Origin of the sequence: Bacillus cereus group sp. MYBKT111-2 (assembly GCF_051915205.1) — a bacterium.
In the GTDB taxonomy this organism is placed as follows: domain Bacteria; phylum Bacillota; class Bacilli; order Bacillales; family Bacillaceae_G; genus Bacillus_A; species Bacillus_A paranthracis.
The window spans coordinates 447,937-469,855 of the sequence record NZ_JBQAEG010000003.1 but is presented as its reverse complement, the minus strand read 5'-3'; the positions used below and the strand labels follow the sequence as shown (position 1 = coordinate 469,855).

The following is a 21,919-nucleotide window of genomic DNA, read 5'->3' as shown; positions in this document are numbered from 1 at the left end:
GATGCCGTTTTTAGGAAGTGTATATCAAATATTTGGATTGTATCCAGAAATTTATTATGGGATGATTTCAGCTGAAATTGCGGAGCAGCAAAGATTGGAACAAGCGGAAAGTGAAGAACAAGAAACAGAAGTGTAACTGTATAAGAAGCTTCAAAATAAAAATGATAACACGCTACTTACTCTTTAAACGTATAAGAGCAAGTAGCGTGTTTTTTTGCTATTTAATAATCCCATTTTCTAAAATTTTAATCGTAGGTGTTACTTTCACGTTAGCTTTTGAAAAGACACTCGGCCAAGCGTTTTCAACTTTTTTCCATTCTTCATATTGAAACGCTCTCGCATAATCACCAAATCCGAATGGATCGAGTTGTTGTTTTTGAATTTTGTGGATTAAATTGTTCAAATCTTTGTTTAGTTGTTTTGTAATAAGAGAAGTTAATTTCTTCCTATCTTTATCTATATCCATATTGAATGTAAGTTCAGATACGGCAATTTTTAAATCCATTTTAACATTAAATTTGAAGTGGTTATCGCTATAGCCTGTACGGATATCACGATTCATGCTAAGAACGTTTATTGATACGAAATCTTCACCTTCTGTATCTTTTAGATGACTATTACTTTCAACTGAATGCGAAGGGATTTTCATTGTAAGTGAAACAGGTATATTAGCTTTTTTTTGCAACATGAGCAGAAGGGCACTTTCATAGCGATTTAAAGACATCTTATAAATTCCGCGAGAAGTTAAAAGTGCAGAGCCTGTAACGATAACATCTTTTTTTCCTTTTTTTATTTCTGAAATAGCAGGTGTTATACCTTTATTAAAAGTTTGCCTATGAAACTCATGAAATGGTGTGAAAACTGTCCGATTGTATAATTTATTTGTATTAATTAAATCTGTTAAATACTCAGGAAGAGCAGGTTTATCTTTAAAGTTATTATATATAACAGAAGAAATTGGCCCGTCTACTGCAACCATGCGCATGTTTCCGGTATTTTTAGGATCGCGGTACCAAACATCAAGGTAAGGCATAGCACCTTCTTGTTTTAAAAATTTCGTGCTAAATAAAATGAGCTGTAACTTTTCTGTAGACACTAAACCGCTACTTGAACTATTAAACGTTGCTTTTGCTTCTCGGGGTGTACGTACTTTCGCTTCATGAGTTTCGTACTTTTTCTCCACATCTTCATTAAAAATAGGGTTTACGTGGTACACAATTAATTTACCTTTTGCTTTTGCGTCAAAGCCGTAAATTAATGAAATCGATTGTTTTTCTAAGTCTAGACGATCTCCACAGCCTGTTAAAAAGGTTATGAGAAAGCAAAGTATAGTGAAATGAATAAAGCGCCTCATTTAAACTCTTCTCCTTTCCCAATACTGATATAGTGTCATGTATAAGAGAAATACGACTGGAAATAGAAAAACGATAAAATAACTGGCAGTTCCCCAAAATTCTCGCAACGCACTTATTTGGTAAGAGGAAGGGATATAAAAGAATAGAACGAAAATGCATCCGAATAATAAAATCCAAACAGGTAACGGACTCCCTTTTTTGTTAAGTAATTGATTGATTCCATCTGAAGCGGTAAAAATATAAGGAATGCACGAATCGAAAATAATGAAGAGGTAAAATGACAAAAAGATAATTTCAAACCGTTCCAGAAATGAAAAGTGAAATGGTGTAATAAGAGAAAGAGTCGGCCATAAAAACTTAGTTATACCATCTGGGCTAAAATAAACGAAAGAAACGAACGTAACTTGTAGGTAGACGAATAACGTAATCATATTTGCAAGAACGATGCCTTTTTTTGCAGCTGATTTGTTAGTTAGATAGGGATAAAGGACGAATGCAAACTCGAATCCGAGAGACGCAATGATAGTTGATTTCACTGTGGTTACAACTGGTAGCCATCCTTCCTTTAGAAAGGGAAGAAGATATATCCAATGACCATCTTTAAGAGGGATAAACAATAGTAATGGTATCCAGAGGGTAAAAAGCACAGTGAAAACGGCAAAGCGACTAATAATAAGTACACCTTTACATGCAAGCATAAGCATTGGAATAGAAAGCAAAATCATAATTAAAAACATTGGAGTTCTAGGTAAAATCCAAATGTGAATGACATATAAAAGAGAAAAGATTAAGGAGACCGCAGCAAGTATAGCGTATAAAATCCAAAGAAGCATAGCGAATTTTCCTAGCCACTTCCCAAGATAACGAGTCAGCACATCAAGTAAAGTATACCCAGGATGCTTTTCCATAATTTTTACAATACATAGACTGACTAAAGTAGTGATAGCGCATCCAATAATAATAGAAATCCATCCATCTGTATTCGCCCCTTGTGCAACTTCACGAGGAAGTGTAAGGACACCGAATCCTACTTGAACACCACTAATCGTTAAAATGTATTGAAATAAACTAATCTCCCTCTTTGCACGCTTTGTCACTTCTCTTCCTCCGTTCCTTCTATATCGCGTTGTCGATTCTCTTGTTTTAAGTTAAGGGATAGTGGGCGCTTCTTCATTATTTTCCATGGTAAACGTATAAGAATATCTTTTAAATCCGAAGCAAATAACGGAGAAAAAGGACTACCATAAGGAACACCGAGAGATTCCATAGAAAGTATATGAATAATAATGATTGCCATCCCAACCATAATGCCAATGACACCAAATAAAGAGGCAATTATCATCATTGGGAAGCGAAGAAGTCGAATTCCTGCAGACATTTCTAGATTAGGGATGATGAAAGAAGCGACTGCAGTAATAGATACGACGATAACCATGACATTACTTACTATTCCTGCTTGAACTGCAGCTTGTCCGATGACAATCCCTCCTACGACGCCAATGGTTTGTCCAACGGGACCCGGAAGCCGAACTGCAGCTTCGCGGAGCATTTCAAGTACTAATTCCATCAAAAGTGCTTCTAATATAGGAGGAAAAGGAATTTTAGCTCGAGATTCTCCAATCGTTAACAATAATTTAAGTGGAATCACTTCATAATGAAAGGAAATCATAGCAATATAAAGAGCAGGAGCAAAAATTGCAATAAATAATCCAGTGAAACGAAGTAATCGTATAAAAGATGGAATCATTGGTCTGAAGCTGTAATCATCTATCGTCTGAAAAAAAGCTGAAAAAGTCATTGGTCCTATTAATACGCCTGGTGAACGATCTACAACAACAGCAATTCGCCCATCTAGAATATGATGTGCTGTTGTGTCAGGACGTTCAGTTATTGATAATTGCGGAAAGAGAGTATAGGAATTATCTTCAACAAATCCTTCTAATTCTCCGGTAGTAAGAATCGCATCCACTTTTACTGATTCGATACGGGATGCCATTTCTTTTACGACATCTTCGTCCGCAACATCTGCTAGATAAAGCAAAAAAACCTTTGAAGTAGCTCGTTCACCAACAGTGAATTCCTTCACTTTCAATTCGCGATTTGGAATATATCGACGAATAAGTGCAAGGCTGTCGCTCGCTACTTCATTAAATCCTTCGTGTGAGCTTTTTATGGAGCTCTCTGTTGTAGGCTCTTCAATGCTCCTTTTTGGTGCCGCTTGCGTATCAAGCTCTAAAGCGGATAATTGCCCGTTTATAAATAAAATACTTTTGCCGTGTAAAAGAGATTGTTCAATGTCTGTCCACTGCTCAATCTTTTTAATATTTCCGATAGAAACAGAGGCTTCCCAAAAATCGTCTTCATTCCACTCTTTAAATAAGAGAGGACGAAGGATGTTTACGTTAATAACAGTTTTGTCTACAAGTCCTTCCATATATATAAGTGCAGCTTCCTGTCCGTTTTTTAATGGAAAATTGCGTGTTATTAATTCTGGAATACCGCTAAACAGTTTGGACAAGTGCTTTAAATTAAGGGAAAGAGAAGAAGAAATAGATTTATTTAATGTGTGATCAGCTTGCTCTTGGTTAGAAAAAGATTTTTCACCACGAATCCATTTATTAAAAGACCCCATTTGTTTGCTTACTCCTTGTTATGTTTTATCCCGATTGGTGAGGGCTGATTAAAGTTTCACTTTATATGGGTTATTATGGATAGTTCCATACGGACATATGCGTAGTTTAAATTTTATATTGTATATTTTTAACTTTAACGCTATAATTATAGTGTTAAAGATGGAATCGTGATATGACCTGTTATGACTCTATCGTTTTATTTATGAATAAATGGATTGGTATTTTAGCAAGATGTGCTAATAAACTACTCCACCATGATAATAACGTGCCGAAATGTGGTGCGTATATTTTCGTGGTGGAGTTTTTTTATTCTCAAAAAGGGGGAAAGACCATGAATAACAACATGGTTCATATTACAATTGACGGAAAAAAGTATACAGCGGAGCCCGGTTCAACGATATTGGGTGTGATAAATGAGAACGGGATTGAACATCCGCAAATTTGTTACGTGCCAGAAGTAGATCCTATTCAAACATGTGACACTTGTATTGTAGAAGTTGACGGAAAGTTAATGCGCTCTTGTTCGACAGTAGCGACAGAAGGTATGAACATTGAACGTAACTCTACTCGTGCGAAAGAAGCACAAACAGAGGCGATGGATCGGTTATTAGAAAATCATTTATTATACTGTACAGTATGTGACAACAACAATGGGAACTGTAAACTGCATAATACAGCAGAATTAATGGAAATTGAACATCAAAAATATCCTTATGAACCGAAAGTAGATGTAAGTGAAGTGGATATGACACATCCGTTTTATCGTTATGATCCTAACCAATGTATTGCATGTGGTCAATGCGTTGAGGTGTGTCAAAACTTACAAGTAAATGAAACGTTATCAATAGACTGGGAAGCGGAACGCCCGCGAGTGATTTGGGATGAAGGAGTAAATATTAATGATTCTTCATGCGTGAGCTGTGGTCAATGTGTAACGATTTGTCCTTGTAACGCTTTAATGGAGAAAACGATGCTCGGTGAAGCTGGATTTATGACGGGACTAAAGCCAGATATTCTTGAGCCGATGGTAGATTTAATTAAAGAAGTAGAGCCTGGATATAGCGGTATTTTTGCGGTATCAGAAGTGGAAGCGGCCATGCGTGATACTCGTACGAAGAAAACGAAAACAGTATGTACATTTTGTGGTGTAGGTTGTTCATTTGAAGTGTGGACGAAAGGGCGTAAAATTCTTAAAGTACAACCTTCTTCTGATGCGCCAGTTAACGCAATTTCTACTTGTGTAAAAGGAAAATTTGGTTGGGACTTCGTAAATTCTAAAGAACGAATTACGAAACCTTTAATTCGTAAAAATGGAACGTTTGTTGAATCTACATGGGAAGAAGCGTTGAATGTAGTTGCAAGTAAATTAGGATCGATTAAAGAAGAGTACGGTAAAGATGCTATCGGTTTTATTTCTTCATCTAAAATTACGAATGAAGATAATTATGTGATTCAAAAATTAGCTCGACAAGTATTTGAAACGAATAATATTGATAACTGCTCACGTTATTGTCAATCACCAGCGACAGACGGATTATTCCGTACAATTGGTATGGGCGGAGATGCTGGAACGATTAAAGATATTGCACAATCTGGTCTTGTTATTATTGTAGGTTGTAATCCGACAGAAGGTCATCCTGTTTTAGCTACACGTATTAAACGTGCACATAAATTACACGGACAAAAATTAATTGTGGCTGATCTTCGTAAAACAGAAATGGCAGAGCGTTCAGATGTCTTTATTAGTCCAAAACAAGGAACAGATCAAGTATGGCTAATGGCTGTTACGAAATATATGATTGATCAAGGCTGGCACGATCAACGATTTATTGATGAGAATGTAAATTTCTTTGAAGATTTCAAAGAGAGCCTTACAGCATATACACTTGAATATGCAGAAGAAATGACTGGTATTTCAAAAGAAACACTGATTCAAATGGCTGAAATGATTCGTGATGCAGATGGTACATGTATCCTTTGGGGAATGGGGGTAACGCAAAATACAGGTGGATCTGATACTTCCGCTGCGATTTCAAACTTACTACTTGCAACAGGTAATTATCGTCGTCCAGGCGCTGGTGCATATCCGCTTCGAGGTCATAATAACGTACAAGGTGCTTGTGATATGGGTACTTTACCAGGATGGCTCCCAGGATATCAGCACGTTACGAATGATATGGAACGTGCGAAATTTGAAATGGCTTATGGAGTGAAAATTAATAGTGAACCAGGTCTTAATAATATTGAAATGCTGCACGCAATTGACGAAGGGAAAATGAAAGCTATGTATCTTGTCGGAGAGGATATGGCTCTTGTAGACTCGAATGCGAACCATGTACATGAGGTGTTATCGAGCCTTGATTTCTTCGTTGTGCAAGATGTTTTCTTATCTAAAACGGCTCAATATGCAGATGTTGTATTACCAGCAGCGCCGTCTCTTGAGAAAGAAGGTACGTTCACAAATACAGAGCGTCGTGTTCAAAGACTATATCAAGTGCTTCCTACGCTTGGAGATGCAAAACCAGACTGGTGGATTGTGCAGGCGATTGCGAATAAATTAGGTGCAAACTGGAATTATAGTCATCCAAGTGAAATTTTTGCTGAAATGGCAAGTTTATCACCACTATTCTCACAAGCAAACTATGAAGTGCTTGAAGGATGGAATAGTTTCCATTGGGGAAGTTTTGATGGAACGAATACACCGCTCCTTTTCCAAGATGGATTTAACTTCCCAGATAAAAAAGCTCGTTTTGCGATTGCTGACTGGGTACGCCCAGCTGAATTCCCAGCGGAGTTTGATCTTCACATTAATAACGGTCGTATGCTTGAGCATTTCCATGAAGGGAATATGACAAATAAATCAACAGGTATTCAAACGAAAGTGCCTGGCGTTTTCGTTGAAGTTTCTCCAGCACTTGCAAAAGAACGTGGAGTAAAAACTGGTTCATTAGTCCGTCTTGTCTCTCCGTTTGGAGCGTTAAAATTACGTGCACTTGTAACAGATCGTGTAAAAGCGAATGAGTTATATTTACCGATGAACTCTACAGATAATGAAACAGCAATTAATTTCTTAACAGGTCCTGCCGTTGATACGCGTACGAACACACCTGCTTATAAACAGACGAAAGTGCGTATGGAAGTGCTGGAAGTTGATGGCGAAAATCCGATGCCAAAAGCGAACCCGCGTAATAAAAAACGTCATCCTCAATCTGGTATTGAGGTACATCGTAAGTGGACACGTCCAGGGTATGTGCATTTAACGGATAAGTAGGAGGAGAAAAATATGGCTGCACCTATAAAAATGATTCAAAAACAAGAATTAACTGAAGAAGAAATAAAACAGAAAAAATTAGATGATTTAAAAGAGCTTCTAGCTAATAATGAAGACGCTCTAAATCAAATGTTTAATATAGTAGGGGAATTGAATGATATTGGCATGCTAGAAGCAGCAAATTCTATGCTAAAGGCGAAAGAACCAATCGCAAAGATTGTTCTTGGTCAAGTGACTCGTGAGCCCGTTACAAATTTAATTAATAATATGATGGGGGCTGCGGGTGCTTTAACAGAACTTGATCCGGAGCTTACGAAAAAGCTTATAGGTAGCTTATTAGTAGGGCTAGAAAAAGGTAATGAACATCTAGAGAGTAATAAAAAAGTAGGGGTATTCGATCTTATGAAAGTATTGAAAGACCCCGATATTAACCGTGCTATCGGGTTTGGGCTTCATTTCTTAAAAGGTATGGGAAAAGGATTAAAAGAAGAATAAACTTCATGAAGTGAACCTTTTCGCCCAAATGTTTGTACGAAATAGTTTGGGCGGAAGGCTCATTTTGGTAAAATATATAATAAAGTAAAATGAGGTTTTTTGGGAGGTATAATTGTATGTCAAAAAAAGTACATGAATTTAATGATATGATTCGAAAACTTCGAAAGGAACTTTTCGGAAAAGGGCCAGAACGAATTCATACTGTTTTCGCTGAAAATATGGCGATTGCGACTCTTTACGGAAACTTAACACCTACTGAAAAATTCATTTCAAGTACGATGGACGGTGCGGAAATGGTTCATATGGCTAGAACGAAAATGATTCAAGAAGTGTATGCTGCAAATTCCCGTGAACATTTGGAGGAACTTGTTGGAGCGAAATTAGTGAATTTGTTTTCAGATATGAAAGTAGAAGAAGATATTGCAGTTTCGGTATTTGTTTTTGATAAAAATATAACGTGAGAGAAGGATACTGATCGTGAAACCGATACAGGTAGAAAGAGAAATCTTTCGTTATGAACAAGAGGCGTTTAAACATATAGAGGACAGCATTGTAACAGAGTTTCCAGTCACGATTAAAATGAACGGACAGGAGTTTGTTACAATGGTTAGTACTCCAGAATATATAGAAGATATGGTAATAGGCTTCTTAGCATCTGAAGGAATCATTCGGAAGTATGAAGATATTGATGACATATGGGTACAAGAGAAAGAAGGATTTGTACATGTCACGACGGCAAAAGTAAATCCGTATTACGAACAAATGCAAAATAAACGTTATATTACTTCATGCTGTGGTATGAGTAGACAAGGGTTTGTTTTTGCAAATGATGCACTAAGCGCAAAGAAAATGAATGGCGTCCATGTACAGGTTACTGCAGAAGACTGTTTTCGATTAATGAAAGAAATGCAGCAATCTGCGGAGACATTTCGTCATACAGGGGGCGTTCATAATGCATCTTTGTGCAATGTGAATGGTATTATTTTAAGTCGAATGGATATCGGAAGGCATAATGCGTTAGATAAAATTTACGGTTATTGTTTAAAAAATAATATTTCTATAAGAGATAAAATCATTGTTTTTAGCGGTCGTATTTCTTCGGAAATATTATTGAAAGTTGCAAAAATTGGTTGTGAAATTATATTGTCAAAATCAGCTCCAACTGAGTTAGCTTTGCAGCTAGCAAAAGAATTAGGTATTACTACGATAGGATTTATTCGGAATCAATCCTTAAATGTATATACGCACCCAGAGCGTGTTTTAAATATAAAATAAGTAAAAGCGAGGCAATAAATATGAAATCTGTCACATTAGACAAACTACAACGTCCGTTAAAGGATTTACGTATTTCAGTTACTGATCGCTGTAATTTTCGCTGTCGATATTGTATGCCAGAAGAAATATTTGGTCCGGATTACTCGTTTTTGTCTAATGATAAAATTTTATCTTTTGATGAAATTGAAAGGATAACGCGTATTTTCGTTTCTTTAGGTGTTAGAAAATTACGGATTACAGGCGGAGAACCGTTACTTCGAAGAGGTCTTCCGCGGCTTATTGAGCGTCTTAATAAAATAGATGGTGTAGAGGATATCGGCTTAACAACCAATGGATCGTTACTTAAAAAGTTTGCTCCTGATTTATATAAGGCGGGTTTATCACGTGTGACAGTTAGTTTAGATTCCTTAGAAGAAGAGCGGTTTTTCTATTTAAATGGTAATAGAAGCAAAGTACAAAGGGTTCTGGAAGGCATACAAGCTGCAGCTGAAGTTGGAATGAAAATTAAAATAAACATGGTCGTTCAAAAGGGGAAAAACGAACAGGACATCTTGCAGATGGCACAATACTTTAAGGAAAACAAACATATTCTTCGTTTTATTGAGTATATGGACGTTGGAAATTATAATGGTTGGGAGTTAAAAGAGGTCGTATCTAAACAAGAAATAGTAGATATGATTCATCAAGTTATGCCATTAGAACGGATAGAAGCGAATTATGCAGGTGAGGTTGCGACTCGCTATCGTTATATTGGAAGTAATGAAGAAATAGGTGTTATTTCATCAGTAACAGATTCTTTCTGCTCTTCATGTACGAGAGCTCGTATTTCTGCAGAAGGAAAATTATATACTTGTTTATTCGCTTCTAAAGGAAATGACTTGAGAGACCTGCTTCGATCTGACTACACTGACGAGGAAATAACAGATGTCGTACGGGACATATGGAACAACCGAGAAGATCGTTATTCAGATGAACGGTTAAGTAATAGTAATAAAAAAGCTATGCCTAAAATTGAAATGTCACATATCGGTGGTTAATATAAAGTTGACATAAAAGTGAAAAATGGAAGGTGTACAAGAATTGTAGATTTTCTATTTTATAGTAAAAGTGATGATTGATCTCTCTGTAAAAGATGTGCAGAGAAATTAAGCAGCATTCAAAAACCTTTATTTTGAAGAGGTTTTTTGAAGCTGCTTTTTTATTTGGAGAAAATGGAGGAATTGGTAATGTCATTTCATAAACCGGAACAAATTGCTGAGCTTGTTATTGAGGCCGGTGTTCAAAAAGTAAGTCAGACCTTGCCAGCAATGCTTATTCTCGGTTTTTTAGGAGGAGCATTTATTTCGCTCGGTTTTTTACTTAACATTCGCGTTTTAGGTAATTTACCTGAGCGCTGGGGGAGTTTAGTAAATGTTTTAGGAGGCGCGGTTTTTCCTGTTGGACTCATGCTCGTCGTATTAGCAGGAGGAGAATTAATTACCGGAAATATGATGTCAATGTCTATGGCGCTTTATGCAAAGAAAATTACATTCGTAAGTGTGCTGAATAACTGGATTTGGATTACTTTCATGAATTTTATAGGAGCTATTTTCGTAGCGTATTGTTTCGGGCATCTTGGCGGATTAACAGAAGGGGATTATTTAAATAAAACAGTAGCGATAGCGGAAGGCAAGTTACACGAATCATTTGGAAGAACTTTAATTTTAGCAATTGGGTGTAATTGGCTCGTTTGTTTGGCGCTTTGGCTCGCTTATGGGACGAGTGATTTTGTCGGAAAAATAATCGGAATTTGGATTCCCATTATGGCATTTGTAGTGATTGGATTTCAGCAAGTGGTAGCAAATATGTTTGTCATCTCAGCAGTTATTTTTGCAGGTCATCTCACATGGATGGATCTTGCTAAAAATTTTGTTCCTGTCTTTATCGGAAATGTAATTGGCGGGGCTGGTTTTGTTGGATTTGCGTACTTTGCTTGTTATCAAAAACAACATTCTAATATGAAATAGAGTTCGTGAGAGGAAGGGTATGTAATGGCTGAGCGGTATTCACGACAACATTTGTTTAAACCAATTGGGAGTAGAGGGCAAGAAAAAATTCGAAATAAACATGTGTTAATTGTAGGAGTAGGCGCATTAGGAAGTGCAAGTGCCGAAAGTTTCGTACGTGCAGGTATTGGCAAGTTGACGATCATAGATCGTGATTACGTTGAATGGAGTAATTTACAAAGGCAACAATTGTACTCTGAACAAGATGCAAGAGAGAAATTGCCAAAAGCAATCGCTGCTAAAAATCGGCTAGAAAAACTTAATTCGGAAGTACAAATACATGCTTTCGTAATGGATGCGTGTGTAGAAAACTTGGAAGGGCTATTAGAAAATGTCGATGTAATCATTGATGCAACAGATAATTTCGATATCCGATTTATAATAAATGACTTATCACAAAAACATAATATCCCGTGGGTATATGGTTCTTGCGTTGGCTCGTACGGTATGAGTTGTACAATTATTCCGCAAGAGACACCTTGTTTACATTGTGTGCTGAAGAACGTTCCAGTTACAGGTGTGACGTGTGATACAGCTGGAATTATTAGCCCGACTGTACAAATCGTCGCAGCATATCAAGTGGCGGAAGCACTCAAAATTTTAGTAGAAGATTTTGCAGCAATTAGAAAAACATTTTGTATATTTGATATATGGAGTAATCAAAACCATTTTATAAAACTAGGGAAAATCAAGACAGACAATTGCTCTTCATGCGGTTTGAATCGCATTTATCCTTATTTATTATACGAAAATCAAACGAAGGTAGCTGCTTTATGCGGAAGAAATACAGTTCAAATTAGACCAGTAGACAATAGAAAATACAATTTTGATGATATAGAAAAAGTATTAAAAAAAGTGGGGGAAGTAAATCGGAATCCGTATTTACTATCTTGCCAATTAGATGAGTACCGCATCGTTGTTTTTCGGGATGGTCGTGTTTTTATTCATGGCACAAATGATATTTCGAAAGCGAAACAACTATATTATCGCGTATTCGGCTAATAGAAAGGGTTGTCAACAATGGAAAGAAGAGTACCAATCACAGTTGAAGAGGCTGTTCGTAAAGTGATGGGATTTGCTCATAACGGCTTAAAGGAGCTACTACCTATTGAATTAGCTTACGGACGTATATTAGCAGAGGATTTAGTAGCTGACCATGATGTGCCGTCATTTAATCGTTCACCGTATGACGGGTTTGCTATTAGAGCAGAAGATACGAATTTAGCCAGTTATGAAACGCCAATTGTATTTGAAGTAGTGGGTGAAATTGGTGCAGGATCGCTATTCGATGAGAAAGTAGGTCCGTTTCAAGCAGTTCGAATTATGACGGGAGCACAGATTCCGAGTGGATGTGATGCAGTTGTTATGCTAGAGCTGACTCGTCAATATGAGGAGGCTGGCAGTAAGTATATGGAATTGAAACGGTCATTCAAAACGGGCGATAATATTTCTTTTCAAGGTGAAGATGCTCGTAAAGGAACGGTTCTTGCAAAGAAAGGAACATACATTAATCCAGGTATTTCAGCTCTTCTTGCTACGTTCGGGTATAGCGAGGTGCCAGTTGCGAGAAAGCCTGTAGTTGGACTATTAGCGACTGGCAGTGAATTACTGGATGTAAACGATTCATTACAGCCAGGGAAAATCCGAAATAGTAATACGTATATGATATTGTCTCAAATCCGAAGAGCAGGCGGAAGAGTAAAATATTTTGGGAAGTTTAGCGATGATTTTTATACGTGTTTTACGGCTGTAAAAGAAGCATTAAGCCAAGTAGATATGCTCATTACAACAGGTGGTGTATCAGTAGGGGATTACGATTATTTGCCAGCTATATATGAAAAATTAGGTGCATCAGTTCTTTTCAATAAAGTTGCAATGCGGCCAGGAAGTGTAACGACTGTAGCGCAATTAAATGGAAAGTTATTATTTGGTTTATCAGGAAATCCATCTGCTTGTTACGTAGGGTTTGAATTGTTTGTAAGACCTTGTATTCGGACGTATATGTTTAGTGAAAAAGCACATGTAAAAAGAGAAAAAGCGTTATTAGGAGAAGACTTTTTAAAGCCAAATCCATTTACAAGGTTTGTACGAGGAAAACTAACATATAACGAAGGGCAGTTAATCGCTTATCCGTCAGGGTTTGATAAATCTAGCTCAGTTTCCTCTCTAGCGGAGACAAATATATTTATTGTACTTCCAGGTGGTACGAGAGGTTATAAAAAAGATATGTTCGTAGATGTGCTCTTGTTGGAAGATAACGAAGGTAGTGAATGGCCTTGGACATTTTATAAAGTGAGAGGTGATTCTAATGGGGCAAGTGCTATTTGAAATTGTAGATAGACCGATTGTAGTTGAAGAAGTAACAAATAAGGTTGCAAGAAGAGACGCAGGTGCGATTACAACTTTTATTGGTACAGTGAGAGAATTAACAAAAGGAAAACGAACACTGCATTTAGAGTATGAAGCATATGAAACGATGGCAGTAAAACAACTTATGAGAATTGGTGAAGAAATTAGTGAAAGATGGCCGGACGCAAAAATAGCAATTACGCACCGAGTAGGACGGCTAGAAATAATGGATATTGCGGTAGTCATCGCAGTTTCATCACCGCATCGCAAAGTAGCTTATGAAGCGAATGAATACGCAATTGAACGTATAAAGCGAATCGTCCCAATATGGAAAAAAGAATTTTGGGAAGATGGGACGATGTGGATTGGCGATCAACTTGAAAATACACCATATCCAGCAGGAAAACCGAAGAAGGAAGAATGAGAAAATGATTACAATTTTACTGTTTGCAAATTTGCGTGAGGAAGTCGGGTTAGATCGATTCGTAATTTTCGAAAAACAAGAAATGACTGTGCAGCAATTAAAAGAATGGCTCAAAGCAAACTATAGTTTACAATCGCTTGATAGAGTGATGGTGGCTGTTAATGAAGAGTTTGTAACGAATGAAGAGATGATACGAGCTGGAGATATTGTCGCATTCATCCCGCCTGTTAGTGGTGGATAATAAGCGTTTCTTGAAACGATAAGAAGATGCTATATATAAATTCGAATACGAGAAGGGATGAGTTCTATGCTTACTCAAGAACAAATAATGAATGCGTTAAAACATGTAGAGGATCCAGAATTACACAAAAGTATTGTGGAGTTAAACATGGTTAGAAATATACAAATGAATGGAACAGAGGTTAAACTTGAAGTAGTGCTAACGATTCAAGGGTGTCCGTTAAAAGCAAAAATTCAACAAGATATTGAAGAATCACTTTACGCAATTGGTGCATCAAAAGTAGATTTAACATTCGGTTCTATGACAAAAGAAGAACGTGCAGTCTTAACAGAGAAGTTAAAGAAAAATACTAGAACAGAAACTGGTATGCCAAGCATGCTTCGTCCTGATTCAGGAGTACAATTTCTTACTGTAACGAGCGGAAAAGGTGGGGTCGGAAAATCAACTGTAACAATTAATCTTGCAACAGCTTTAGCTCGTATGGGCAAAAAAGTGGGGATATTAGATGCAGATATATATGGTTTTAGCATTCCAGCTATGATGGAAACGAATCAAAAACCAACGATGATTGATCAAACAGCAATTCCAGTTATTAGTCACGGTGTTAAAATTATGTCTATGGGATTTTTTACAGAAGGAAATAATCCGGTTATGTGGCGCGGACCGATGTTAAATAAATGGATTCAAAATTTCCTTGCGAATACGCACTGGGGAGAATTAGATTATTTACTTCTTGATTTACCACCTGGTACAGGAGATGTTGCTATTGATGTTGCAGCAATGATTCCGCAGGCGAAAGAAATTATCGTTACAACACCACATAATGTAGCTTCATTCGTAGCATCTAGAGTAGGCGTAATGGCAAAACATACGAAACACGAGATTTTAGGTATTGTGGAAAACATGGCTTATTATGAAGAACAAGATGGATCGAAAAATTATCTGTTCGGAAAAGGCGGCGGGGAAATGTTAGCAGAACAATTGCAAACAGAAGTAATCGCACAAGTACCTTTTGCAAAACGTGAAGAAAATAGCGGTTCATCTGTATATGATGAAGATTCTCTTGTTGGAGAAGTGTTTACATCGTTAGCAGAAGATATTATTTATAAAAGATAGAGGAGGGATTTTTATGGTGTGTAATATCGATCATTCTATTGAAGATGTAATGAATAAACTTGAAAGTCAAAAGAGTTTTTTATCTGAAGAGATTTTTAAAGGATTAAAAAATTTTTTGCACGGTAATCACTCACAAGAAATATTAAATGATGTCTTTCATCTTCTAAAAAAGTATGACTTAGTTAGTGAAGAAGAAAGAGAGACGAGAAATACTCAATTATTGCTGATTATAAAATAAATAAGCTTTGGCTTTTGTTTTGTAACAGGAGGGGTAAATGTAATGAATATGAAGAAGATGATTGAAACGATAGAAGCAACAAAAATGACTGATGAAGAATTATCGATTGCTCATTTACATCAAAAGCTCGTGAAGCTATATAGTCAAAAAAATGTTGCTCATTATACGGAGTTATTAAAATATATTTTATCCTTATCCGTGCAGCTTGATTTACATTTCGTATTGAAATATTTTGGTGTGCGACCGGTTGTTGCTATAGACGAGCGTATGCAATTTCAAGAGATATTTAAATGTTTAGCTAATAAGGATGATAATGGGGAATGGTTTTTACATTTCGTTTCTTTATATGTAGGGCTAATTGTAGTTCTTCACTTTGATGAAAAAGTGATTGAGAGAAGTTTTTTCGATGATATGGTCGTGGGTGAAGGGAATGAAATATAAGGATCTTGCCCATAACATCTTTCTATTTAATAGCTATAATTAGTCTTTTGATTGGCTATGTAAATATGAAGGTAACGAATTAATAAAAAGTGTTCTTCAGTTGTTTCCATCGTTTTTTCATGTTACCATTAAGCGAATTTTTCATAGGGAGAGAAAGCGATGAAATGGATTTATTTTATTCTTATTAATGTTATAGCTTTTAGCCTTATGGGGCTTGATAAACGGAAAGCGAAGAAGAAACAGTGGAGAACGCCAGAAAGTACGTTGTTTTTATTAGCAGCAGCTGGGGGAGCAGTTGGAGCTTGGATTGGTATGTATATGTTTCATCATAAAACTCATAAAAAGAAATTTGTTTTCGGCATACCGTTACTTGTTGTAATAACGGTATGTTTATTATTCGTTGTATGAGAAATGTCGAAAGAAATGCAGATTGATTATTGGTAAAGTGAGCACGTGGGAACGTATAATGGAGAAAAAATGAGAAGAGGAGAAAAAGGAAGATGGGGAGTCAATCAGCAGAGCAAAAAAGAGGGATTATATATGCGGCTGGTGCGTATACGATGTGGGGAATACTACCAATCTATTGGAAATGGGTTGAGGAAGTCCCAGCAGATGAAATATTAGCACACCGCATCGTTTGGGCATTCGTGTTTATGTTAATCGTATTAGGTGTTACGAAGAGATTTCGTCAGTTTATTGGAGAGTTCGTGAATCTTTTTAAACGACCTAAATTATTAATGTCGTTAACAATAGCTTCAGTCTTGATTAGCGGAAACTGGTTTGTCTACATATGGGCCGTTAATCATAATCATGTCATTGAAGCAAGTCTTGGCTATTATATTAATCCGCTTATTAGTATTTTACTTGGTACAGTCGTTTTAAAGGAAAAGTTAAACTTTTGGCAATACGTTGCAGTTGGTTTAGCTGGAGTAGGGGTTATCATTTTAACAGTACGTTTCGGGGCTATTCCGTGGGTTTCTTTATCACTTGCCCTTTCATTTGGATTATATGGATTAACGAAAAAATTGTTAAACTATGATGCGACAATTGGACTTACGATGGAAACGATGTTAGTGACGCCGTTTGCGATTATTTATTTAGTAATGACAGGAGTACATGGTTTCGGCTCATTTGGCTCGATTTCAATGTTATCGACATTACTATTAATAGGGGCGGGCATTGTTACAGCATTGCCACTTTTTTATTTTGCAAAAGGAGCCCAACTTATTCCGCTTTATATGGTAGGGTTTTTACAATATATTGCACCAACAATTAGTTTGATTTTAGGTGTATTCGTATTTGGTGAACATTTCACATCTACTCATATGATTGCATTTTTCTGTATATGGGTTGCATTAGTTGTATTCTCGGTAGCGAAAACAAAGTTCTTGGTGCAGAAACAACCGAAATTTATAAAAAATAAATCAGCAAAAGTATCGTAATGCGTAGTATTTTCTACGCATTTTTCTTTATACTGATACTATAGGATTTCCATTATAGCTAGTAGGGAGCTGAGAACGTGGAAACGATTTTACATAACGATCCGCTTATGGCCGCTGTAATTTCATGGTTTTTAGCACAATTAACGAAAGTAGTCTTTAAATTATTTAAAACGGGTGAATTTGATTTTGCAAAGTTTTTCGCTTCAGGTGGGATGCCAAGTTCTCATGCTTCAACTGTTACAGCACTGGCGACAGGTGTTGGCGTTGTGGAAGGTGTGGAAAGTACTTTATTTGCAATTGCTGCTATTTTTGCCATTATAGTTATGTATGACGCTTCAGGAGTAAGGCTTGCAGTAAGTAAACAGGCGAAAATATTGAATGAGTTTTTTCACGGTAGACAAACAGAATATAAGAAATTAAATGAACTTGTCGGGCATACGCCGTATGAAGTAGTAGTTGGTGCTTTATTAGGGATTATTGTCGGAGTAGGATATTGTTTATAAGCAGAGCATCTTATATGTTCTGCTTTTCTTTGTATTCATACATATTCAGCTACTTTCTTGAATATCGTTATACGGATTTCGAAAGGGTGGGTGAGTAACTTGTTATTATATGAAAAAGTGCATGAAGAAATAGCGAGAAGAGCAACTGCACTTCAAACAATGCAATGGCAAGATGGTACGTGGCGATTTTGTTTTGAAGGAGCTCCATTAACAGATTGCCATATGATTTTTTTATTAAAATTATTAGGTAGAGATAAAGAGATAGAACCGTTTGTAAAAAGGTTAGCATCACTTCAAACAAATGAAGGAACGTGGAAATTGTATGAAGATGAAGTGGGAGGTAATTTATCAGCTACCATTCAATCTTATGCCGCCTTACTTGCTTCGCAAAAATATACAAAAGAAGATGCGAATATGAAGCGAGCGGAAAATTTCATTAAGGAACGCGGAGGCGTGGCGCGTGCTCATTTTATGACAAAGTTTTTATTAGCAATTCATGGAGAATATGAATATCCTTCACTCTTTCATGTACCAACACCAATCATGTTTCTACAGAATGATTCCCCCCTCAGTATATTTGAATTGAGTAGCTCAGCACGTATCCATTTAATTCCGATGATGGTGTGTTTAAATAAAAGATTTCGAGTAGGGAAAAAGTTATTGCCAAATTTAAATCACATTGCGGGCGGGGGCGGAGAATGGTTTCGGGAGGATCGGTCTCCTTTGTTTCAAACGTTATTAAGTGATGTAAAACAAATTATCTCGTATCCACTTTCGTTACATCATAAAGGATATGAGGAAGTCGAACGTTTCATGAAAGAGCGTATTGATGAAAATGGAACGTTATATAGTTACGCAACTGCCTCGTTTTATATGATTTATGCTTTACTTGCGTTAGGGCATTCTCTTCAATCATCACTGATTCAAAAGGCTATAGCTGGTATAACATCTTATATATGGAAGATGGAAAGAGGGAGTCACTTGCAAAACTCTCCTTCAACTGTATGGGATACGGCTTTACTCAGCTATGCGTTACAAGAGGCACACGTTCCGAAAGATCACAAGATGATTCAACAGACAATAACATATTTATTAAAAAAACAGCATACAAAAAAAGCTGATTGGAGCGTACATGCTCCCGCACTTACTCCTGGCGGTTGGGGTTTTTCGGATGTAAATACGACAGTTCCAGATGTTGATGATACAACCGCTGTACTAAGAGTGTTGGCAAGAAGTAGAGAGAATGAAAAGGTAAATAATGCTTGGCAGAAAGGGATTGATTGGGTTAAAGGATTACAAAATAATGATGGGGGCTGGGGAGCGTTTGAAAAAGGTGTGACGAGCAAATTATTAGCAAATTTACCAATCGAAAATGCAAGTGATATGATTACAGATCCTTCCACACCAGATATTACAGGAAGAGTGTTAGAGCTTTTCGGGACATATACGCAAAATGAATTACCTGAGAAACAAAAACAAAGTGCGATAAATTGGTTAATGAATGCACAAGAGGAAAATGGATCATGGTATGGGAAATGGGGGATTTGTTATATATATGGTACGTGGGCTGTTATGACAGGTTTACGGTCACTCGGAATTCCATCTAACAATCCATCATTGAAACGAGCAGCTTTATGGCTTGAACATATACAGCATGAAGATGGTGGATGGGGAGAATCCTGCCACAGTAGTATGGAGAAAAGGTTCATTACTTTACCATTTAGTACACCATCTCAAACAGCATGGGCGTTAGATGCTCTCATTTCTTACTATGATACAGAAACGCCAGCTATTCGAAAAGGCATTTTATATTTGCTTGCGAATCCTTATGTGAATGAAAGATATCCTACTGGAACAGGTTTACCAGGTGCGTTTTATATTAGATATCATAGCTACGCTCATATATATCCCCTACTTACTTTGGCACATTATACAAAAAAATATAGAAAATAAACCGAGAGATATCTCTCGGTTTATTTTGTTGGGTAGTAGGTCCCTGTTGAAAAGAATAAGGTTGTGCTTCCTTATTTTTCTGTTGACTGGCGTTTTTGACGTGCATCAGCGGCATTTGCACGTGCGTTTGCTTCTAAGTCATTGTGGTCAGCAAGTTCACGAGAGAACTCTACATCAATGCCATCAGTAGCTTTGTTTTGTTTGAAATTTTTTTTGTTCATTCGACACAATCTCCTTGCACTTTATCCCGCTTTAATGGGCAGTAAGACCCCCACCTTAAAATTCAGTGAAAGCAAAGAAGTTAGGGGGGCGGGCTGCCCATAAAAGTCCGATTGGTGAGGGCTGATAATCAGTGGGGATGAAGAAAATCCCCACTGATTAAAGTTTCACTTTATGCGACGTTGCAAAGTTAGTTTGACACAAATAGACTTTTTTATACAAAGAGGAATTGGAAAGTAAAAAGCCGAAATATACAGTATAAGTAATAGAAATGGGGGATAGGTATGGAGTTTTTAAACGGGAAAACAGCTGTTGTAACAGGAGCTGCACAGGGAATTGGAAAAGAGATTGCAAGGGTGTATGCAAAACTAGGGGCGAAAGTATTAATTAGCGATGTAAATGAAGAGAAATTACAAAAAACGACACGTGAGTTCTTGGATGAAGGATATGAAGTGAGCTTATATCGATGTGATGTGAGTAATCAAAATGAAGCAAAGTCGTTAATTGAATATGCGGTTCAAAAATTCGGAACATTACATATTTTGGTGAATAACGCTGGGATTACAAGGGATGCAATGTTACATAAAATGGAGAAGTCTGCTTGGGAACAAGTATTACAAGTGAACTTAACTGGAGTTTTTTATTGTATGCAACCAGCGCTGCTTTACATGAGACAACAAGGGTATGGACGTATTATTAATATATCTTCAATTAGTAGAGAAGGAAACATAGGTCAAGCAAACTATGCAGCTACGAAGGCAGGCGTTGTAGGTTTAACGAAAACGGCAGCGAAAGAAGTTGGAAATTTCGGTATTACGTGTAATGCGATTTGCCCAGGATTTATGGATACAGATATGACAAAAACGATACCAGATAAAGTGAAAGAAAAGATGGTCGGCGCGATTCCGGTTGGTAGAATTGGAACGCCAGAAGATATTGCGAACGCAGCTGCCTTCTTAGCATCAGAATACGCATCCTATATTACAGGAGAAGTATTAAATGTGAGCGGGGGGCTGCAAGTTTAAAGACATACATAATGAAAAGAACCTGACCGGATAGGTCAGGTTCTTTCTCTTTAATTTAAGTTAAGCCAAACGCTCTTCACTTCTGTATAGTTATTTAATGCATAAGATCCCATTTCACGACCAAGACCGGATTGTTTAAATCCTCCAAATGGAGATGCTGCATCAAAGACGTTATAACAGTTTACCCATACTGTACCAGCACGTACTTTACTTGCAACGTAGTGTGCTGTTTTAACATTTTCTGTCCACACACCAGCTGCTAAGCCGAATTGTGATTTATTTGCACGTTCAATTACTTCATCAATATCGTTAAACGGTATAGCAGAAATAACTGGACCGAAAATTTCTTCTTTTGCAATCGTCATTTCATCATTTACGTCAGCGAATACTGTAGGAGAAACGAAGTAGCCTTGATCAAATGGATTACTTCCTCCGCAAAGTACTTCAGCACCTTCTTCAATCCCTTTTTCGATGTAGCCCATTACACGTTTTTGTTGTTCTTCGGAAACGAGAGGACCGATTGTAGTTTCTGGACTTAAGCCAGCACCTTGATTTAATTTTTTAGAGTAAAGGACAAGGTCAGCCATGACATTATCATACATTTTCTTCGGAACAAATAAACGTGATCCAGCAGAGCATACTTGTCCTTGGTTAAACATAACACCAGAAAGTGCACCAGGAATCGCGCGAGATAAATCAGCATCTGGCAAGATGATATTTGGTGATTTACCGCCTAACTCAAGTGTAACACGCTTTAATGTTTCTTATATACACGTTATTGGTCACAATACAAAATATATTTAAAAGAGGATAAAAGAAGTATTGATATAAAAGGAATAAAGGGGTATTTTTAAAATAGCCCAATATACATTTTATTGGACAAAATAGGAGTAA

At 36.9% G+C, this 21,919-nt stretch carries 23 protein-coding genes and 1 pseudogene; 19 read left to right on the top strand and 5 right to left on the bottom strand.

Annotation, left to right across the window (positions count from 1 at the left end):
* Position 1 precedes the first annotated feature (1 nt).
* On the top strand, positions 2 to 136 hold the full coding sequence (locus ACTFNE_RS11180; protein ID WP_001116173.1) for a hypothetical protein: 135 nt from the start codon (positions 2 to 4) through the stop codon (positions 134 to 136).
* Between the two features lie 81 nt (positions 137 to 217).
* On the opposite strand, the gene gerSC is transcribed toward ACTFNE_RS11180, so the two are convergent.
* Genes gerSC through gerSA form a run of 3 tightly spaced genes read right to left on the bottom strand, consistent with a single transcriptional unit; the run spans position 218 to position 3,987 of the window.
* Positions 218 to 1,354 carry a spore germination protein GerSC gene (gene gerSC, locus ACTFNE_RS11175; protein WP_046198272.1) on the bottom strand — a complete coding sequence of 379 codons (1,137 nt, stop codon included), beginning with the start codon at positions 1,352 to 1,354 and terminating at the stop codon, positions 218 to 220.
* The gene (locus ACTFNE_RS11170) at positions 1,355 to 2,452 is read right to left on the bottom strand and encodes an endospore germination permease (RefSeq protein WP_046198273.1); all 1,098 of its coding nucleotides are present in this window, start codon (positions 2,450 to 2,452) and stop codon (positions 1,355 to 1,357) included.
* Complete coding sequence (gene gerSA / locus ACTFNE_RS11165; protein ID WP_046198274.1) at positions 2,449 to 3,987, bottom strand: spore germination protein GerSA; 1,539 nt, start codon at positions 3,985 to 3,987, stop codon at positions 2,449 to 2,451. Before gerSA ends, ACTFNE_RS11170 begins: the two co-directional genes overlap by 4 nt.
* Positions 3,988 to 4,319: 332 nt before the next feature.
* Here gerSA and fdhF point away from each other — a divergent pair, with 332 nt between their 5' ends.
* From fdhF to ACTFNE_RS11080, 17 genes are all read left to right on the top strand, one after another.
* Complete coding sequence (gene fdhF, locus ACTFNE_RS11160; RefSeq protein ID WP_270705001.1) at positions 4,320 to 7,259, top strand: formate dehydrogenase subunit alpha; 2,940 nt, start codon at positions 4,320 to 4,322, stop codon at positions 7,257 to 7,259.
* A 12-nt stretch (positions 7,260 to 7,271) separates the two neighbouring features.
* Positions 7,272 to 7,754: a DUF1641 domain-containing protein gene (locus ACTFNE_RS11155; protein ID WP_000729889.1), complete on the top strand. Its 483-nt coding sequence runs from the start codon at positions 7,272 to 7,274 to the stop codon at positions 7,752 to 7,754.
* 116 nt (positions 7,755 to 7,870) lie between these two features.
* Positions 7,871 to 8,215, top strand: a complete 345-nt coding sequence (locus ACTFNE_RS11150; RefSeq protein WP_000039582.1) for a DUF2294 domain-containing protein — start codon at positions 7,871 to 7,873, stop codon at positions 8,213 to 8,215.
* A 16-nt stretch (positions 8,216 to 8,231) separates the two neighbouring features.
* A complete protein-coding gene (gene fdhD / locus ACTFNE_RS11145; RefSeq protein ID WP_046198276.1) occupies positions 8,232 to 9,029 on the top strand; it encodes a formate dehydrogenase accessory sulfurtransferase FdhD in 798 nt (265 codons plus the stop codon).
* A gap of 20 nt (positions 9,030 to 9,049) precedes the next feature.
* Entirely contained in the window at positions 9,050 to 10,066 is a 1,017-nt protein-coding gene (gene moaA / locus ACTFNE_RS11140; protein ID WP_046198277.1) for a GTP 3',8-cyclase MoaA, read from the top strand.
* Positions 10,067 to 10,255: 189 nt separating this feature from the next.
* Positions 10,256 to 11,035 (top strand): formate/nitrite transporter family protein, encoded by a 780-nt coding sequence (locus ACTFNE_RS11135; RefSeq protein ID WP_046198278.1) that lies wholly within the window; start codon positions 10,256 to 10,258, stop codon positions 11,033 to 11,035.
* 24 nt (positions 11,036 to 11,059) lie between these two features.
* On the top strand, positions 11,060 to 12,076 hold the full coding sequence (locus ACTFNE_RS11130; RefSeq protein ID WP_046198279.1) for a molybdopterin-synthase adenylyltransferase MoeB: 1,017 nt from the start codon (positions 11,060 to 11,062) through the stop codon (positions 12,074 to 12,076).
* Positions 12,077 to 12,094: 18 nt separating this feature from the next.
* Complete coding sequence (moeA, locus tag ACTFNE_RS11125; protein WP_270705004.1) at positions 12,095 to 13,402, top strand: molybdopterin molybdotransferase MoeA; 1,308 nt, start codon at positions 12,095 to 12,097, stop codon at positions 13,400 to 13,402.
* Positions 13,383 to 13,847: a molybdopterin synthase catalytic subunit MoaE gene (gene moaE, locus ACTFNE_RS11120; RefSeq protein ID WP_046198281.1), complete on the top strand. Its 465-nt coding sequence runs from the start codon at positions 13,383 to 13,385 to the stop codon at positions 13,845 to 13,847. Before moeA ends, moaE begins: the two co-directional genes overlap by 20 nt.
* Positions 13,848 to 13,851: 4 nt before the next feature.
* Positions 13,852 to 14,088, top strand: a complete 237-nt coding sequence (gene moaD / locus ACTFNE_RS11115; protein ID WP_046198282.1) for a molybdopterin converting factor subunit 1 — start codon at positions 13,852 to 13,854, stop codon at positions 14,086 to 14,088.
* 66 nt (positions 14,089 to 14,154) lie between these two features.
* Positions 14,155 to 15,204, top strand: coding sequence for a P-loop NTPase (locus ACTFNE_RS11110; RefSeq protein WP_046198283.1), 1,050 nt, complete (start codon positions 14,155 to 14,157; stop codon positions 15,202 to 15,204).
* A 13-nt stretch (positions 15,205 to 15,217) separates the two neighbouring features.
* Positions 15,218 to 15,442, top strand: coding sequence for a hypothetical protein (locus tag ACTFNE_RS11105; RefSeq protein WP_046198284.1), 225 nt, complete (start codon positions 15,218 to 15,220; stop codon positions 15,440 to 15,442).
* A gap of 42 nt (positions 15,443 to 15,484) precedes the next feature.
* The gene (locus tag ACTFNE_RS11100) at positions 15,485 to 15,883 is read left to right on the top strand and encodes a hypothetical protein (RefSeq protein WP_046198285.1); all 399 of its coding nucleotides are present in this window, start codon (positions 15,485 to 15,487) and stop codon (positions 15,881 to 15,883) included.
* Between the two features lie 159 nt (positions 15,884 to 16,042).
* Complete coding sequence (locus ACTFNE_RS11095) at positions 16,043 to 16,291, top strand: DUF1294 domain-containing protein (RefSeq protein WP_046198286.1); 249 nt, start codon at positions 16,043 to 16,045, stop codon at positions 16,289 to 16,291.
* A 92-nt stretch (positions 16,292 to 16,383) separates the two neighbouring features.
* The gene (gene rarD / locus ACTFNE_RS11090; RefSeq protein ID WP_046198287.1) at positions 16,384 to 17,325 is read left to right on the top strand and encodes an EamA family transporter RarD; all 942 of its coding nucleotides are present in this window, start codon (positions 16,384 to 16,386) and stop codon (positions 17,323 to 17,325) included.
* A gap of 77 nt (positions 17,326 to 17,402) precedes the next feature.
* Positions 17,403 to 17,828 carry a divergent PAP2 family protein gene (locus tag ACTFNE_RS11085; RefSeq protein ID WP_000447815.1) on the top strand — a complete coding sequence of 142 codons (426 nt, stop codon included), beginning with the start codon at positions 17,403 to 17,405 and terminating at the stop codon, positions 17,826 to 17,828.
* A gap of 99 nt (positions 17,829 to 17,927) precedes the next feature.
* Entirely contained in the window at positions 17,928 to 19,781 is a 1,854-nt protein-coding gene (locus tag ACTFNE_RS11080) for a terpene cyclase/mutase family protein (RefSeq protein WP_046198288.1), read from the top strand.
* A 71-nt stretch (positions 19,782 to 19,852) separates the two neighbouring features.
* Here the strand turns inward: ACTFNE_RS11080 and ACTFNE_RS11075 are convergent, their stop codons facing one another.
* Complete coding sequence (locus ACTFNE_RS11075) at positions 19,853 to 20,002, bottom strand: YfhD family protein (protein ID WP_001035808.1); 150 nt, start codon at positions 20,000 to 20,002, stop codon at positions 19,853 to 19,855.
* A gap of 282 nt (positions 20,003 to 20,284) precedes the next feature.
* Between ACTFNE_RS11075 and fabG the strand changes: the two genes are divergently transcribed.
* On the top strand, positions 20,285 to 21,025 hold the full coding sequence (gene fabG, locus ACTFNE_RS11070; RefSeq protein ID WP_000395021.1) for a 3-oxoacyl-ACP reductase FabG: 741 nt from the start codon (positions 20,285 to 20,287) through the stop codon (positions 21,023 to 21,025).
* Positions 21,026 to 21,075: 50 nt separating this feature from the next.
* Here the strand turns inward: fabG and dhaS are convergent.
* Positions 21,076 to 21,789: pseudogene (dhaS, locus tag ACTFNE_RS11065) on the bottom strand (aldehyde dehydrogenase DhaS); the annotation flags it as partial.
* Between the last annotated feature and the right edge of the window lie 130 nt (positions 21,790 to 21,919).